We start from the raw sequence: 16,270 nt of genomic DNA on the forward strand, positions 1-16,270 counted from the left end.
TTTCTTCTTGGTCTACGTGCCATAAAATACTCCATATATTGATGTTTATAACATCATTTGAGGAGCAGAATATCACTTATAGGAGTTGTTCAAATTTACGGATCCATCTCTGAATATCGTCGTCAATGGCGTAAATTACATATTGGTATAGATGCTAAAACTCTCTAAATACGTGCAGTTCAGCTTACAACTAACAATGTAAGTGATTCCAGGTACTTGGTGATTTACTCGATCAAATTTCCTTAGATGAGCAGATTGACTCTGTTTATACGGATGGCGCTTATGACACCAAACAATGTCGTCAGGTCATTGCAGATCGGCAAGCGCATGCGGTAATTCCTCCAAGAAAAAATGCGAAACCTTGGAAAGATACAAAGGTCAGCTCGCTAGAACGAAATGAATTACTTCGTACTGTTAAACGGTTTGGCAGAATACTATGGAAAAAATGGTCAGGCTATCATCGCCGAAGTTTGGTGGAAACCAAGATGCACTGCATCAAATTATTAGGCGATAAACTCAGTGCAAGGAACTTTAATAGCCAAGTCAATGAGATCCATGCACGTGTAGCCGTGTTAAATAAATTTACCGAGTTAGGTCAACCACATACCCAAGTTATGCCTTAAATTTGAGTAGATATGGGCAATCTTAATTTTTACATCTTTGTGCAACAAAGCCTTTCAGATATCTCCGATTTGATTTTACTATCTTATTATTTTTTATACAGTAAATGTCAACAGACCCCAAGCATGTTATAAAAATAAAATTTTAAAACTATATCAAATTTTGTTTTAAAATTTTTCCTCCATTTATTCCTGCCGCAACACCCATAACAACCTTATAATCTGCATATTTTATAACCTCTGGTCTATGTTCAATGAGAATAACTGCCTCAAACATCTTAGTTTTTTGATAAATAAAACTTGCAACTTTACTAGCTGTTTCAGGGTCCAGTCCTGCAGTGGGTTCATCAATAATTAAAATTTTTTTACTTGCTCTTTGTTTTGATAAACTTTCACAAAGCTTTATGCGGCGTAATTCCCCACCTGAAAGTGTTTGTGTTTTCCTTTGCAACTGAAGATGAGATAAGCCTAAAGATACAAGTGTATCAAGTATATTTTTAATACGTTCATCATGAAAAAATGTCAATAAATCACTTATTTCTATTTTATAAACATCAATAATATTCTTTCCATGCACTTGTATTAAAACATTTTCATTGAATTTATCAAATAAGTCACCCTCACATGTAGGACATGTTAAATATAGATCTTGTTCATATCCTCTTTCATATTTAACTACACCTATACCTTGACATTGTTTACAACCGCCATTTTGTGTTGGGGAAAAATAACTTACATCTAATCCAGTCATTTTTGAAAAATATTCTGCAATTAATGTATTTATTTGTATACTAGATGACAAAATAGAGCGACTACTATAATTTGCCATTTTTTGGCTAACATAAATTACATCTGCTTGTTCAAAGATAGCTTTCGCTAATGACGATTTCCCCGAACCAGATACGCCTGTAAAAACAGTGAGACATTTTCTAGGAATACTTACACTTTGCTTTATTACATTGTTTTTACTTAAATCTATAAATTCAATGAAACCTTGTGGCCTATTCCTTTTAGAAATATCAAAGAATGGTTGAATAATCTCATCAGGACAAATTTTTCCTCCATCAATCCCTGCTTTATAACCAATATGAATTTTATAATCTGCATGATCAATAAAAAATTGTGCATGTTCAACTAAAACTAACGTATTATTTTTGACAATATTTTTCATCTTTTCCCAAATTTTATGAAAATCATTTTCATTAATTTGAGATGAAATTTCATCAATTACGATCAATACTCCAGATATATTTGAATGTAATAATTTACTAAATTTTAATTTTTGTAATTCACCACCTGATAGACTTGGAATTGAACGTGCAAGATTAAGGTAGCCTAAGCCCATTTCACACATAGAATCTAACACTTTTACCAAAACAGTATCATCTTTTATTTCTTTTTTTAACATCAACACTAATTCATCAATAGGCATCAATAAAAAATCTGGCATAGTCGTATTAAAAATACTAATAGTTTGATGAGTTTCTATATTAATCCTCGCTCCATTACAGGCTGAACAAATGACTTTCTTTGCATATTTATCTACAGCTTTTATATTTTTATTTTCTTTTATATAGAGCATTACACCTTTATAAATCCCTTTCCTTGCTTTGGACTTACCACGATGTTTAAATCTAAATTGTAATTTTTCATTACTGCTACCATACAGAACTTTTTGTTTATCTTTATCTGATAAATATTTGAATGGAGTATAAATATCTATTTGTTCTTGTTCACAATATGCTAACAATAATTGATTATAGTAGTCTGCTAAATCACCATTTCGCCAACAAGAAAAAGGTTTTTGGTTAAGACCTAACTCTTGATTAACAATATAATCTTCCGAAAATTCAACTTTTTCACCTAACCCAAGACAATATTTGCATTCATTGCCGATTTTATTGATTTTTAATAAGTCAAAATTTGGAATAGCAACAGGTGATTTTACTTTTATTGTAGATAAAATTTGAGGAATATTAAGATAAGAATACAGTGTAGAACGTGGATTATTATTTGTGTTCTTTTGAGATATTGCAACAGCAGGGATTAGCCCTTCATAACACTGGATAACATACTCACTACTTTCAGAAAATCCACGTTCTAAAGCATCAAATTCATCATGACATAATTGGTAGAGAGAAGAAAAAGCTAATGAGCTTTTTCCTGCTCCAGACCTTCCATATATCACGGTTATTTTATTTAATGGAATTTTTATATCAATATTTTTTAAATTATGAGTTGATATACCATTTAATAAAATTCCATTTTTCATATTAAACTTTACACCATTCACAATTTGGATTTCTTGGAATATCAATAATATTTAACTGATGTTGAACCATATTAAACTCTATTCGTCTATTAACTTGTTGCAACAATTCATTTTTACCAATCAATACTTTAAAGGCATCAAGTGATGCTAAACTTGCTGCAATACCTGACAATGGTGAAAATGATCCTAATTTACGATTCTCTCGATGAAGCTTTCTCACATTTTTTAGTTCAACATTATTTAGCTCATTTAAAGCATTACCAAAGCATTTAAAGCATGCAGTTTCAAATGGAATAATAGTTTGACCTATCAGTGTAAGATGTAAATTATAACCACCACCTACAATATGTGGTATTTTGTATTTCATAGCATATTCAGCAATGATTCTACTAGTGATATCCACATTAGGTTCATCAGCACAATTAATAATTAAATCAATTGGTTTTGCAATTTTAATTCGTTCAAAAAAATTCTGTTGTAAATGTTCAGTAATAATTTCAACATTCAAATCAGAATGCATCATTTCAAGCTGTTTTTTAAGTTTTTCACCCTTTTCTTGCCCAATATCTGATTCAAAATAATATTGACGATGTAAATTACTAATATCTACATTGTCAGCATCAACAAGAATAAAGTTTTTTACACCTGATTTTGTTAAATAACTTGCGATTAGGCTTCCTACTGCACCAAGTCCAATAATCATTACCGTAGCATTTTTTAATTTCTCAATCGCTTTTAAAACTTCATGACTTGAATGGAAATAATCTTCAAGAGTATTCACCAAGCGATAATGATGCTGAACAATATCCAGGGGATATGCAATATCCTGTTGGATTAATATATATTTCTCACGCAAAAATTGAGCTAAGGAAGTGAGCTGCTCTATAGATATGCCCTGATATTTTTCAGCTATTTGCTGAATACTCGTTACTCCATCGAAATTTTCGAGTAACTCAACAATACCCTGAAATTGCATTTTTAAGGATACACTAGAGCGAGTATTTGAGTTAAAAAACTCGACTATATTCTCTTGAACCACAATCCCTACACTTTGACGTAAACGTAAATTAGTGGTTACAGACATGACATTGTTCCTGTTTTTGCATTTCAAATTCGGTTAACGCACCATTATTTGGTAAATATTCGTACCGAATCGTTTTATAATCATAAGTAGAATCTTCTGCCAAAAATTGTAAAATCTTTAAACAACTTAAGTGTGCAGAAAATCCATTCATCATTATTAACCCACCTGCCCCACCTATTTGATAAGATTTTGATATGTCAGATGATATACTTACAGTTTCTTTTAGATGAACAATATTCTTGATTTGAGCCGTAGTACTGTATATTGGTTTCCAATCACCTAAGGCTTTAGTAAATGTCTGTTGTGTACAATCAATACATGGTGTGTACGGTGGATAAATTAATTCTCCAGAACTCATTAAATGAGCATCAAAACCCCCTGCTACATATAAAGGAATATTTCTGATTTGTGCATAGCGACCAACTTTAACTGAGGTATGTCCAATGTAAGGCTCATCACAACTATTAATAATTAAGTTAGTATCATCTGTAATCCATTTTGATAAATCAGTCTGTGGTAATAAACATTCTTGATATGTATCAATTGTTACAGTTGAATCAATAGTTTTAAGGTAATTTTTAAGAACTTCTACTTTAGCTAAACCAATATCATTTAATCGTGTGAATAAATGTCGGTCTATACTTGATTTTGTTACTAGCTTATAATCAACCAATACAAATTTAGAAATACCTGCTCTTACTAAATTTTCTGCGATAGCAGCCCCTACAGCTCCACAACCTAAAATAACAACTTTCTTTAACGCAAGTAATTTTTGTGTATCCCTTCCGCGTCTATCCAGTATCATGTCATCAAAATAAGCTATTTGTCTTGAGAAACGAGGATCTAACTCATCGTATTCCATAACATCAATAATCAAATGTTTTTCTTGTAAAAAAGTTATTAATTTTAATGCATCATCTTCATTAAAATCACCTAGATTTTTTAAAATTAAATCTACAGTTTTTATACCATCAAGTAATGCTAAAAACTCAGCAACTGCACGCCCTACAATTAACTCAACTTTATCACGCGTAGTCATTTTATGAAATGTTAGAAATACTTTTCTAGAATCTTCCATTTCTGAAATGTAAATATCAACAGTATCTTGAAGTTTATAAATTTTATTAAGCATAAAAAATCCAAAAGCTACCTCTTGTTTAACGAAGTAGCTTTATTTTATCTATAAAAAATTAATACTGTAAAACACCGGCATTAATTTCTAAATAATTGTCCCAAGCCTGCATTGATGAATCTTGATTCGTGTTTGCATTACTTTGTCGAGTACATGTACGAGTACAACAATCACTTCTGCTACCAGAACAAGCATTTGAATAACATGCAGCATTTACCTTGCTGACAACTTCAAAAGATAAGTCTAAATCTAAACTCATTACACAACTCCATCAGGCTAAAATTAGAAAAATATTTTCAAACTACAATATATTAAATAATATCAAAGCAATAAGTATACTCCTAAAGTTTAAAAGTGGCCTGATTTCGATATAATAAATAGATGGAAAAATTCTTAAAAATTGTAACATATTGATTATGTAAATAAAATTAGAAAAAGAAAAAGTTATTTTTAATAAAGTTAAACAGCTAGATTAGTGAACCGTACCGGGTTTGTCGGAGACTTTTTATTTAAGTTAGGCCACCTGACCTAACGGGTTAATCTTATCATTGTACATTGCTTCAAACTCAAAAGGCGATACATTGTCAACGGCATTCTAAAATTGACCCCTTTTACCTTACAAATGGCAAAGTAAAATTGACCCCTGAAATCAGAGAAAGAGCGGTTCAATTATTGATTGAATCCGAAAAAGATTATCCATCGAATTGGGCAGCAGTTTCCGCAATTGCTCCTAAAATCGGTTGTACTCCTGAAACATTGCGTGTTTGGTATCAAAAATATTTAGATCAACAAAATCCTGTCAAAATACAACAGATATCTGATCAAGAAAAAATGAAGGGTAATCCCCCCTAAAATACTAGCTCTTTAAAAGAGGCAGTATTATGCTTTTACAACATGGTGTTTAACTTGAGAAACTGAATTTAAAACAATCTACTGTAACTCTTCCAGACAGATATGAAATTAATCCACCCCTAGCCCCTTAAACACAGCATCTACCGGATCTGCATAAAAGCTGGTCTGGAACTTGGTAAACAGTTCCACAGGAATCGTTGGGATATCTGCCGCACTACTCATTGGCAAAGCAACCTTCTTGGCACCCGCATCAAAAGCAACTTGAAGACATTCGGCAATACTTTCCACCGGTGTCACAGAACCACCCAAGCTCATATCACCCAGTACCACCATCTGACTTTGTACTGATCGTCCTAACAGGCCAGAAGCAAAAGCCACTAAACTTGGCAGAGCAAGATGGCTGAGCGGGCCGGTATTCTGTAATTCCACCACATGTAAATGGAAATCATGTTCCAGCACCTTACTGCCCCCCGAGATCCGGGATGCATTGGCCTTGAAGTAATCAAAAGCAATCTTGACCTGTTCTTTGGCACTACTTGAATTCCATAAGCCAGATGTCGCCAATTTTCCTGAACCTTTAGTGACTTGCAGTTCTAAGCGGTATAAACCTGGCATGCCCTTATTACTGAGTCCGATGGTATACAAAAAACCTGGTTTAGCAGGACCTTCGGGAATAAGTCCGCCACCCCCCTGCTCTTTGACTGAAACAAAATGCTCTTCTAAGGTGTCATTGTCGATATAGCTGAAATGCACATCATAGAATTCCATCCCTCCAATTTTCTTCAGCTGTTCTTTGACCCGACGGCGCACCTGCAGTGCATATTCCAGGCATTGCCGTACATCTTCTTTGTTAAACTGACCATGTGGGTAGAGCAGCTTCATCAATCCAGAAACCGTCTTGCGAACGGCAATCACATCGCGCTGATTCAGGTTATTCCCTAGCTTGAAGTACTTCTCAATGGCATCCGCAAAACTACGCTTACGCATTTCCCGGAAGAATTCAGCAAGATAATCAACGATTAGACCATAACGGTTGGTAAAGAATTCCGGGCGCATTTTCGGAATTTCCCAACCCGGGATATAGGCATGAAAGCGATCAAAGAATGCTGAATCGATCATGGCTTCAGGAAAAGGAGCCAATAAGTGGCTAGTCTTCACCAAGGATTCAACACTTTGGTTAATATTACCCACAAAAACCATCGAAGCTGAGGCTTCCATCTGTTCACGACCACGGGCAAAAGATCCTGAGGCCATGTAGTCTTTCATGATCTGTACGCCATCTTTGTCCTTAAAGGAAATACCGGCGACTTCATCAAAAGCTACCACATCCCATAAGCCTACCAGACCAATACGGCGGCTACTCATGTTATAGAACAGGTTGGCGACAGTCGTTTGCCCACCAGAGACTAAAATACTATTCGGTGAACACTCTTTGTAAATATGGCTTTTCCCGGTACCGCGTGGTCCCAGTTCACAAACGTTATAGTTATTTTCAACGAACGGAACCATACGCGCTAATAGGTGCCATTGCACGTCCTCTTTTAACGAAGCCGGTTCCATGCCGATCGAACGGATTAAACTCTCGCGCCACTGATCCGTGCTTAATGCTGTTCTGCCACTGAAGAGTTCATCCATATTCATATTCGGCATTTGAATCGGCTTGAGTAAACTCACCCCAAATGGAGAACTAGTCTGTCCTTCTTCAAAATAATAACTGAGCGTAGCAATGACCCAGATACCACCAACAAGTAATTTTTCATACTCTTTGACGATGCCTGCCGAGATCTCGGCATCTTTAATGCCCAGATTACTGAAGGATGCTTCGTATTTGTCCTTTCGCTCATTCAGCTTTACGGTCACCCGGTCAATGACTTTATAACTGCCACGTTCACGGACCAGGGATTTCACCTTCTCGGCTTCATCCGGTCGGACATAATTCTCTGCCAGCACAGTTTTTACGTTACGTAGTCCCTGTTCAATGATCTCTGGATCATCCGAGGCACAGTACATTCCCAGCAAGTATTCAAGTACATAGACCGGGACATTGGCCCCCTCTTTGATCAGTTTAGTTAGATCCTTGCGTACCACCCGCCCAGCAAAGTGTTCATTCAGCAGCTGATCCAGTTCTTTATCGTTAGCAGATTCCATGTAGGCTACGCTCTATCGTTAATTCGTTATCAGAAGAAGTCATCGGTAAATGCCAGATCAATGGTGACCTTATAGCGCTGCATTTCGATATTCAGGTCTTTGTCCTTCAGTACCAGAAAGTAATCTTTCTTACGGTCAAAATCAGTGCCAGACAATGAGAGTCTGACCTGTTTGACCCGATCGGCAACAGAATCGGTAGTGCTATCAAAAGTCAAAGTTTCTTCACTGGAAACTTTGAGATCCCCATCATAAATGGCAATGGATAAAGTCACTGGCATGACCAGCTCACTGACAGCTTCGGTTTGCATCAAATCAAACTTCTGGATGTTATTGACCATCTTCAGCGTGGATTTGGTAGAAATGACCTCAACTTTACGCTTGGTCCGCTGTCCAGCCTTTTCACCACGTAGCTGTTTTACCATCAGTACCGGCACCACAATTTCCTGAGGCATGATGCCGCCATGCACGAAACGTGAGCCTCCTACAAAATGGAAACGGTTCGCCCCTTTTGGAATCCAGAAATCAGTCGCAGATAGTGTGCCTGCCGTAGCTTGGGTTGAACCTTTCCATGCTTCCTTGCTCTCTGGTAAACCATGCCCAATCACATAGCGTTTTTTGCTTTTCAATGTATTGGCAGGTTTTTCAGTCAAGCTTGAACGATCCGCAGATTCCAGTTTACTTTGCTGGAACAGGAAGCCATGGTCAGCTGTGATCAACAGGGTAGAAATATTGAAATGCATCAAGATTTTGCGGCTAAGTTCAGTCAGCTCTTCAATGGCATGTTCCACCGCCATAAAGGTTTCTGATTCTGTCGAGGCACTGTCTCCTCGTGCATCAATCACGTTGTGATAAACGTAAATCAAATCATGATCTTTCAGTGCTTCACGGCCTTCATCACGCGACCAACCTTTTACCATTTCAGCGGTGACTGCCAGACCATTATAGGCCGCCAGAATTTTGGATCGTGCTGCAGTCCCTTTGCTGGACTGCCCATCTACTAAAACATCATCCCCTGCGGCCTCTTTGTACTCCAAAGTCTGATGCGGCAATAACGAGGCCATGCCAAGTGTGGTGTAACTTGGGACAACGCCCAGCTGTGAAGACAAGGTCGCTTCGGAATAACGCTTTTCATTAATACGATCACGCAGCTCTACCGCAGCTTCATAGCGAAAAGCATCACTGATAATTACCACAATACGGCGTTTCGTTGCAGAACTGAGTAAGGGTCTGACGTGAATATCGTAGAAGTTCTGCTGGTTTGGGATATCTGCCATTTTCCAGACATTCAAGCGTTGCTCAGCTTCAATCCGCTCTCCCCAGTTTCGTGCCAAGTGGTCAATAAACCAGTAGGAATAGCAATTTTCGACTTCTTCATCGAGTTTTTTCAGGATATCGACATGAGCGCGTTGAGAAGCAGCACTGTAGTGGCGGTAGGCCAGATCAAAGCGATACAGCTCCTGCTTGTAGGCTTTATACAAAGCTTCGCTGGAGTCGAAATAAAACCCGGAATCAAACTGCTGTCGCAGGCTGAACAGCTCAATCGCTGCCTGCAACGCTGTATAGACGGTACGGTATTTACGGCGGGTTGCATCGTCCTTATGCTTGGACGCCCAATAGCCATCCAGACGGGTAGAAATAATCGTTCTGAAATGTTCCAGTTCAGCTTTGGCTGCTGCGGGGATATGACTGGCCAAATCAACAATGATCTTTTGTTCAATCACTTCAAAGGTCATGACATCGAGCAGCTGCTCCAGATCAAAAGCCCCGACCTTTTCTTGGATCCGCAGTGCATTGGCCACGCTCTGGGAGAGTGTATCGAAGGTTGGGTAGTATTTAGAACTGTCTCTCCAGCGCGACAAAAAGGCTCTAGCCGTCGCACGGGAGCTGACGGATGACATCACCAGTTCCTGAGCCCATACCGGTACATCGCCCAAGCTTTCACAGAAACCTGTAGTCATCAAACGGATAAAGAACGTACCGAGCTTGAATGGCACTTCCCCATTCAATTCTTCAACCGATGCTGGATAACCAATTTCCGCCTGTAATGCGGTGACTAAAGCTGGCACCAGTTGGAACTTTTCCAGTTCAGCAAAGGAGTCTGGATTGACTTCCAGACTCAGATTCTGCTGTACCATTTCATCTGCCAGTGCCAGAACGATATGCATAAGTTCGGCACTGTCAGCCTTGACCACAGCCGCAATCATGGCCATATCCAGATCCTGTTCATCTGCATCAGACTGGATATAGCGTTTCAATGTACTCAGACGGGCTTTGGCTTTGAGGAACTCTTCACGTTTGGCCAGATGTTCTCTTAAACTTTGTTGTTGTAAACCGAGCTCATTGAAAATAATCGAGAAACGATCGGCATAGAAGCTGCGTGAATACAGCTTGATGTCCAGTAACCAGTCTTTTTCGGTTTCAGGCTCTGGGCTTGGAAAATACAGCAGGTATTTGCCCTGCTGGTCTTGTAGTTCCAGTTTGAGCTTGATGGCCAAACTAGACTCATCTGCCATATTCAGAATATGAACATCATTCAGCTTTAATGCGTGTACTTCTTCAGTAAAAGACTGCTCAGCATCGTACCAGAAGACAATACGGTGATTTTCAGTGTAGAAAGCCTGTTCCAGACCCTTATGTAGCTGATCCAGATTCATGCAGTCACCTCTTTTTCTGCCACTACAACAGGAAATGGGATGCTATCAACATGAAGTAGCTTTTCTTTAAAATCTTGATCACCTAACGTGATTTCCCAGCGCTCCTCCATGAACTTTAATAGAGTTAAACCTCTCTCTTTAATTTCTTTAGGTGTCCAATCTTGTTTTGTATTTACTTCATTTTCAGATACTGATCCATTGTAATATCCGACCCCATCATCATCGTTTTTCTTTAACGGGAACGCGACATTTTGCAATGATGAATTTTTAGCACGGGATAAAGGAAGTAGATTTCCTAAGGAATGAGTTAAATATCGTCGTTTTTGCTCATCTAAGTGAGAATAATGCTTCAACCAATATGGATCATCTGGCGTTTGTGGAAAAATATGTTCTAGGGTTACACAATCCTTTTGGCTAGATTTAACTACATCCCAAGATAATTTATTTGTTGATTGTTTACCTTTCTCTCTAAGCCATTGTTCATGTTCGTAGAGAAAATAACGAACACCATCCCAATGATAGAATCCATCTCGATCAAGCTCATATTTTTCATCAATATAGGCTAAAAATTTCTGTGGATCATAATAGTGGCTGATTAATTTTTTAATCGTTTCTATTACCGATTCAATTGTTATGGAACTTGTCAACAAATCTCTCGACATAGCAAAAAGTTCGGTATCACCTGTATTTGAACGACGCTGACTTAAATTAAATAAAGTAAAGTTATATCTCTCTGCTACTTGCAACAACTCGACAATTCTCACTGGATCTTGCTTTGAAACAAATGCAGAAAGAATTAGAGGTTTAAAAGAACGGAAACTTAAACGTTCCAATCGATCTAACCAGCTTCGTTGTAAATCGGTCAGATTATCAGATTGATCAAAGGAAGGATTATGAATGTAAAACCAATAAATAATTGATTGTTGTAGACTTTTTACATATTCAGAAATCTCTTCGATTTTTAAAGCATCTTCTGCAGTTTTAGGATGCGTGATGTTACGCGCATTAAATTTTTCATTAAGCAAGAAATTAATGTAATCATCACCTTTTCTTCGCGTGTACTTAAAATACATTGTCCAATGATTACGAAGAAAAAGATTATCACTTAATGGAACATCTGAATTTTTTCCTAAATATTCATACATGGTTTTCCAAGCATCGTTGATATTGGATCTCAGCTTGTCTTTACCCGTATTGTCTTTAAAAAGTGTTGATAAATAAATCAGTCTATTCTTTAGTAGCTCTAGACTAGAAAGAGGCCTACCACGATTGTTCATCGTTTCAAAGGTGACAAATACATCTATCTCGTCATTAATCACATAAAGATTGAACTTAAATTTTTGAGTTAATTTTTTATATAGTGCAGTTTTATCTTCTAGTGATAAGACAGCCAACCGTTCTTTAAAAAACTCTTTTGCATTTTTCAAATTACGAGTGTAAAGGGTTTCTTGTTGCTGATAGGTGTGTGAATACATCCCAAAAATCTGAGTTCTTAAGAATTCATCACTTGGATTATCTTTTTCATAGCCAAAAATATAACTTTCCCGGATATTGTCATCCGCTTTTAATAAAATAAATTTTTGTTTAATTTTATCAACTTTTTGTGATGCAATTAACTCACCAGCTGGTATTGATTCAATAATTGCCTGAATCAGTACCATTGATGTAGTCAAACGTTGCTGTCCATCCACCACATAAAACGGCTTATAATCCAAATCTTCTATAAGCCATTGATCATTTGTCCATTTAGACCAGATCTTCTCAGGCACAGGCTCAAGTGTAATAACACCTGTATAATGTATTCTTTCAGGATCAAGCTGTAGTAAATCTTCCCAATAATCTTCCAATTGGGTCGTAGTCCAGGCATAGCCCCGTTGATAGTCAGGAATTCGTAAAATCCGTTCTTTAAAAATACTATTTAGACTTTGTAATTCCATGATTATTCCCCACTACCCCCAGTAATCGCTTTAACTTCAGCCAGCAAGTCGCCAAACTTGCCATAGTTCACTTTCACCCCATCATCCAGATCTAACGTAATACGCTGATCGGCATAATGGCGCAGTTTTTCTTCAAAGCTACTCAGTTCAGCCTGTTGCTTATGTAAATCTTGCAGTTTTTTCTCAATACGTTTGATTTCAGCCGCAGAGTCACTGCTTTCTTTTGCTGTTTCCAGAGAATTAGCATAAGCAGCCATTTTGGAAATCAGTGGCATCACGTATTCGGTACGCATACGTGCCAAGGTACTTTCGTTATAGCGGTGCAAGTACACCAACGCCTGGAAAGCCCCCTGTTTACCACTGCTGAATAACCAGTAGATTGGACGCTTTTTATAGGTCTGCATATGGTCTTTATAGAACTTACTGGCGAGGTAACGGCGAATGGTATCTTCAGCTGTTTCACTTGCTTTTTTATCTAAGCTTTCTGCCAGCCACTGCATATTGGCATCCAGTGTGTCTTTCCCCCAAACCGCAGTTAAGAACTCTTGGATACGGTGGGTTGCGTCATCTTCAAACCAGTGCATTTCGGTCAATGGAATAATACCGTCAGCATCGGCTGGGAATGTTTGATAACGGCTGGCATCAAAGTCTTGATTGCCTGCATGGGCATAGATCAAACCTGGTTCGTCCAAGCTATAACGCCCCATCATGCAACCAAGTGCATAAGACACTAAACGCTGGCTGTCTTTCTCACGGTCGGCACGGGTGAGGGTAATTTGCTCGTCCGGTACGTCTGGCGTCAGTTCATCCTGCAAACCGTAAGCGTCAATAAATAGCTTGTTGTTTTCTTCTTCCAGACGTTTCATTTCAGCCACGGCGTCAGCATTTTGCTGTTGCCATGTGTTAAAGGCTTGTTCTAGGTTTGGCTGCCCCGTACGAATAATTGGGTTTTGAGTAAAGTCCCAGGAAGTTTCATAAGAATCCCAGTCTATTTTAGCAATGTCTATAGGCTTTTGAAAATTACTATTAACCGACTCAAATGCTTTTTCCAAAATTGGTAGTTTTTGGATATCTCCCACTTGATAGTTTAGGGTAGGATTCAATACCTGTAAGAATCTTTCAACAAGCTTTGAACATAAAAAAGCCTGTAACTTGGTTATATCTAATCGTGGAAAAATCATAGATCCACCGACATCAAATATAAATCCACCATATACTCGCCTAGCGCTAAAACCATAACTAGAAATCAACCCATAGGTTATTCCCTCTCTAAAATAAAAGTTTTTGGCTCGTACAGGCGCACCACTATAATCTAAGGGAAGATTCGAATAATCATGAATTGCAAGACCGTTATCTTCCCAATTCACAAGAAACTCATTGTTCCCATACCATTTTCTAAAACCACCACCTTTATTGTAAGGAAACCACTTTTTAGCAGAACAATATGCTTGTTCTAAATCAGTATTACCAAAACCTACCTTCAGAATACTAACTTCCTGCCATGCCCTTAAAAAAAGATTATTGTTGCAAGTAGCTAATCCCTGCTTAATTGAAGATATATCTTTCAATTCAACGGATTCAGTGAAAACTTTTCTATCTGTTTCAGTAAGCCAATAAGCAATAGGACTACCAGGAATCTTCTTAAAGTCATCTTGAATCGTTGAATCAAAGCGATTTAGTCCTGCTTTTAATTCATTTTCTTTTTGATTCTGCTCTGTATCCACAAGTCGAAAAAATACTGGCTTGAACCCATTCAAATGTTTACCTTGCATCACAAATGCAGTCGCTTGTACCACTTCACCCGATATTTCTGGAAATGCTCTTGCACCTAAATGTGCCATAGTTTGAATTGTACGATCTTTTAATAGTTTTTCACGCATCGCTTCATAAGACGATAAGAACATCCAGCTTTGCATAGTGACCATACTGTTAAAGCCACTGTCTTTGCACCATTCAAACCCACGTTCAATAAACATGGCAAATAGGTCTGACTTACTGTCAGGGAATTTCTTTTTCGCAAAATCTTTAAGTGCTGGATTCATCCCCTTACCGCCCATATACGGCGGATTCGCAATCACAGCATCATATTGTTTAGCGAGTAATTTGGCTTGTTGTACTAAAGGCAATAACTCTTGTGCTGACTGCTGCACAAAAATATCCCCAGACTCTGATGCTGTATTCAGCTTTGTTTCTAAATCAGGCAGCTTTCTAGAAAATGCTTGAGGGATTTGAATCAAAGAACCAAACGTTGAGGCATGTTCAAATAAATCCAGCAGTTCCTTTAAATCTGTCTGTGCAATACCGGTACTTACCAAGTCCTGACTGAATGCATCTAAACGTTCTGGCTGACTATCCTGTAACGCAATAATATTCAGCTTCGGTGGATTGCTAAATAAACGGCGGTCATCCTCACGTGCTTTCATCAGCAGTGCAAAGCTAGCGAGCTGTGCTGCACGGGTATCGATATCAATGCCGTACAGGTTATTTTCCAGAATCAAACGTGGAATATCACGGCTGCGGTAACCACGTTCTAAATAAATCGCTTTCAGGCAATCATAGGCTTCCACCAGAATATGCCCCGAACCACAGGCAGGATCGAGTACTGTAATGCTTTCAGGGTTTAAAGTATCGCCATCTTCACTGATCCGCACATCAATCAGTTGTTTTAATTGTGCATTGACCTCATCCGTCTGTTCGGCTGGTTGAATATAATATTCCCACTCACTGGCCAGCGTACTATCAGGCTGTGCCATCAGCCATAAGCGGCCGACACTATTTTGCACCAAATATTTTACAATCCAGTTTGGGGTGAAGAGTTGCGTCGCTGCAGGAATATCTTCACTCTTGACGACTTTACCAATCACCTGATCTTTCTTTTCAGAAATATAGAACTGATACAGCCAGCCAATAATTTGCACATCCGACCAGTCTTCTTCTGGAATGCTGCTGACCAGATCACGAATCAAGGAGTCGGTTTTGGTTAAATTGTCAGGTAGTAACAGTTCTGACTCATCAGAAACCTGTTCAAACAAGAGTGGCATGACTTGATTCAACGCATGACACTGAGCCAGTAACAGTTCCCGATACAGCTCTTCGTCTTTATTGCCATCCAGCTTCAGTTCAGCCACACGGCTGGCATCTAAACCTGGTAGGTCAATATCCAGACATTCTTCCAGAATCTGTGGCAAGCCTGCACTACCATCGGCACTACTGAGTACACGGCGACCATGATCCAGTAAGCCTTTGCATTCCATGTAGCGAATGGCACAGAGACGGTTAAACCAGCTATAAGCGATATAATCAATCGTCTGCTCAAAACTGCTGGTTTGAATGCGTTTGATCAGCTTCTCACGTGGTTTCATGACTGATAGCGGAAAAACCTGATCGCCAATCAGCAGCAAGTCGCCTTTCTGTTCTGCCGGTAAAATGCTGTCTGCGGTGATGCCGTATTTGGCGGCCTGCTTGCGCATCGCTGCGATAAAATCATTTCGTGCTTGCGGTGCGTATTTTTTAATATGACTGGTATTCATCTTTAAACCTTTAATTAATGACTGATGCCGATATCCCTAAC

The 16,270-nt window shown here is 38.3% G+C and carries 8 protein-coding genes and 2 pseudogenes; 2 read left to right on the top strand and 8 right to left on the bottom strand.

The window, feature by feature from the left end:
* Positions 1-111: 111 nt before the first annotated feature.
* Positions 112-623, top strand: a pseudogene (locus L6C30_RS11115) (IS5 family transposase); the annotation flags it as partial.
* A gap of 148 nt (positions 624-771) precedes the next feature.
* On the opposite strand, the gene L6C30_RS11120 reads toward L6C30_RS11115, so the two are convergent.
* The 4 genes from L6C30_RS11120 to L6C30_RS11135 are packed head-to-tail and all read right to left on the bottom strand — an operon-like array spanning position 772 to position 5,367.
* Complete coding sequence (locus tag L6C30_RS11120; RefSeq protein ID WP_236163086.1) at positions 772-2,892, bottom strand: ATP-binding cassette domain-containing protein; 2,121 nt, start codon at positions 2,890-2,892, stop codon at positions 772-774.
* A gap of 1 nt (position 2,893) precedes the next feature.
* A complete protein-coding gene (locus L6C30_RS11125; protein ID WP_058952667.1) occupies positions 2,894-3,976 on the bottom strand; it encodes a ThiF family adenylyltransferase in 1,083 nt (360 codons plus the stop codon).
* Positions 3,960-5,108: a ThiF family adenylyltransferase gene (locus L6C30_RS11130; RefSeq protein WP_039048207.1), complete on the bottom strand. Its 1,149-nt coding sequence runs from the start codon at positions 5,106-5,108 to the stop codon at positions 3,960-3,962. The genes L6C30_RS11125 and L6C30_RS11130 overlap by 17 nt, the downstream gene beginning before the upstream one ends.
* A 58-nt stretch (positions 5,109-5,166) precedes the next feature.
* Positions 5,167-5,367 (bottom strand): hypothetical protein, encoded by a 201-nt coding sequence (locus L6C30_RS11135; protein WP_039048208.1) that lies wholly within the window; start codon positions 5,365-5,367, stop codon positions 5,167-5,169.
* Positions 5,368-5,708: 341 nt separating this feature from the next.
* On the opposite strand from L6C30_RS11135, the pseudogene L6C30_RS11140 reads away from it, so the two are divergent.
* A pseudogene (locus L6C30_RS11140) lies at positions 5,709-5,945 on the top strand (hypothetical protein); the annotation flags it as partial.
* Positions 5,946-6,068: 123 nt separating this feature from the next.
* Here L6C30_RS11140 and brxL read toward each other — a convergent pair.
* From brxL to pglX, 4 genes are read right to left on the bottom strand one after another with little or no spacing between them, the layout of a single operon-like run.
* Entirely contained in the window at positions 6,069-8,108 is a 2,040-nt protein-coding gene (gene brxL / locus L6C30_RS11145) for a protease Lon-related BREX system protein BrxL (RefSeq protein ID WP_016658780.1), read from the bottom strand.
* A gap of 29 nt (positions 8,109-8,137) precedes the next feature.
* Positions 8,138-10,762 (bottom strand): BREX-1 system phosphatase PglZ type A, encoded by a 2,625-nt coding sequence (gene pglZ / locus L6C30_RS11150; protein WP_236163087.1) that lies wholly within the window; start codon positions 10,760-10,762, stop codon positions 8,138-8,140.
* Complete coding sequence (locus L6C30_RS11155) at positions 10,759-12,699, bottom strand: DUF262 domain-containing protein (protein WP_169025141.1); 1,941 nt, start codon at positions 12,697-12,699, stop codon at positions 10,759-10,761. Before L6C30_RS11155 ends, pglZ begins: the two co-directional genes overlap by 4 nt.
* 2 nt (positions 12,700-12,701) lie before the next feature.
* On the bottom strand, positions 12,702-16,229 hold the full coding sequence (gene pglX / locus L6C30_RS11160; protein ID WP_236163088.1) for a BREX-1 system adenine-specific DNA-methyltransferase PglX: 3,528 nt from the start codon (positions 16,227-16,229) through the stop codon (positions 12,702-12,704).
* Positions 16,230-16,270 lie beyond the last annotated feature (41 nt).

Origin of the sequence: Acinetobacter sp. KAM396 (assembly GCF_021602765.1) — a bacterium.
GTDB classification, from domain to species: Bacteria; Pseudomonadota; Gammaproteobacteria; order Pseudomonadales; family Moraxellaceae; genus Acinetobacter; species Acinetobacter towneri_A.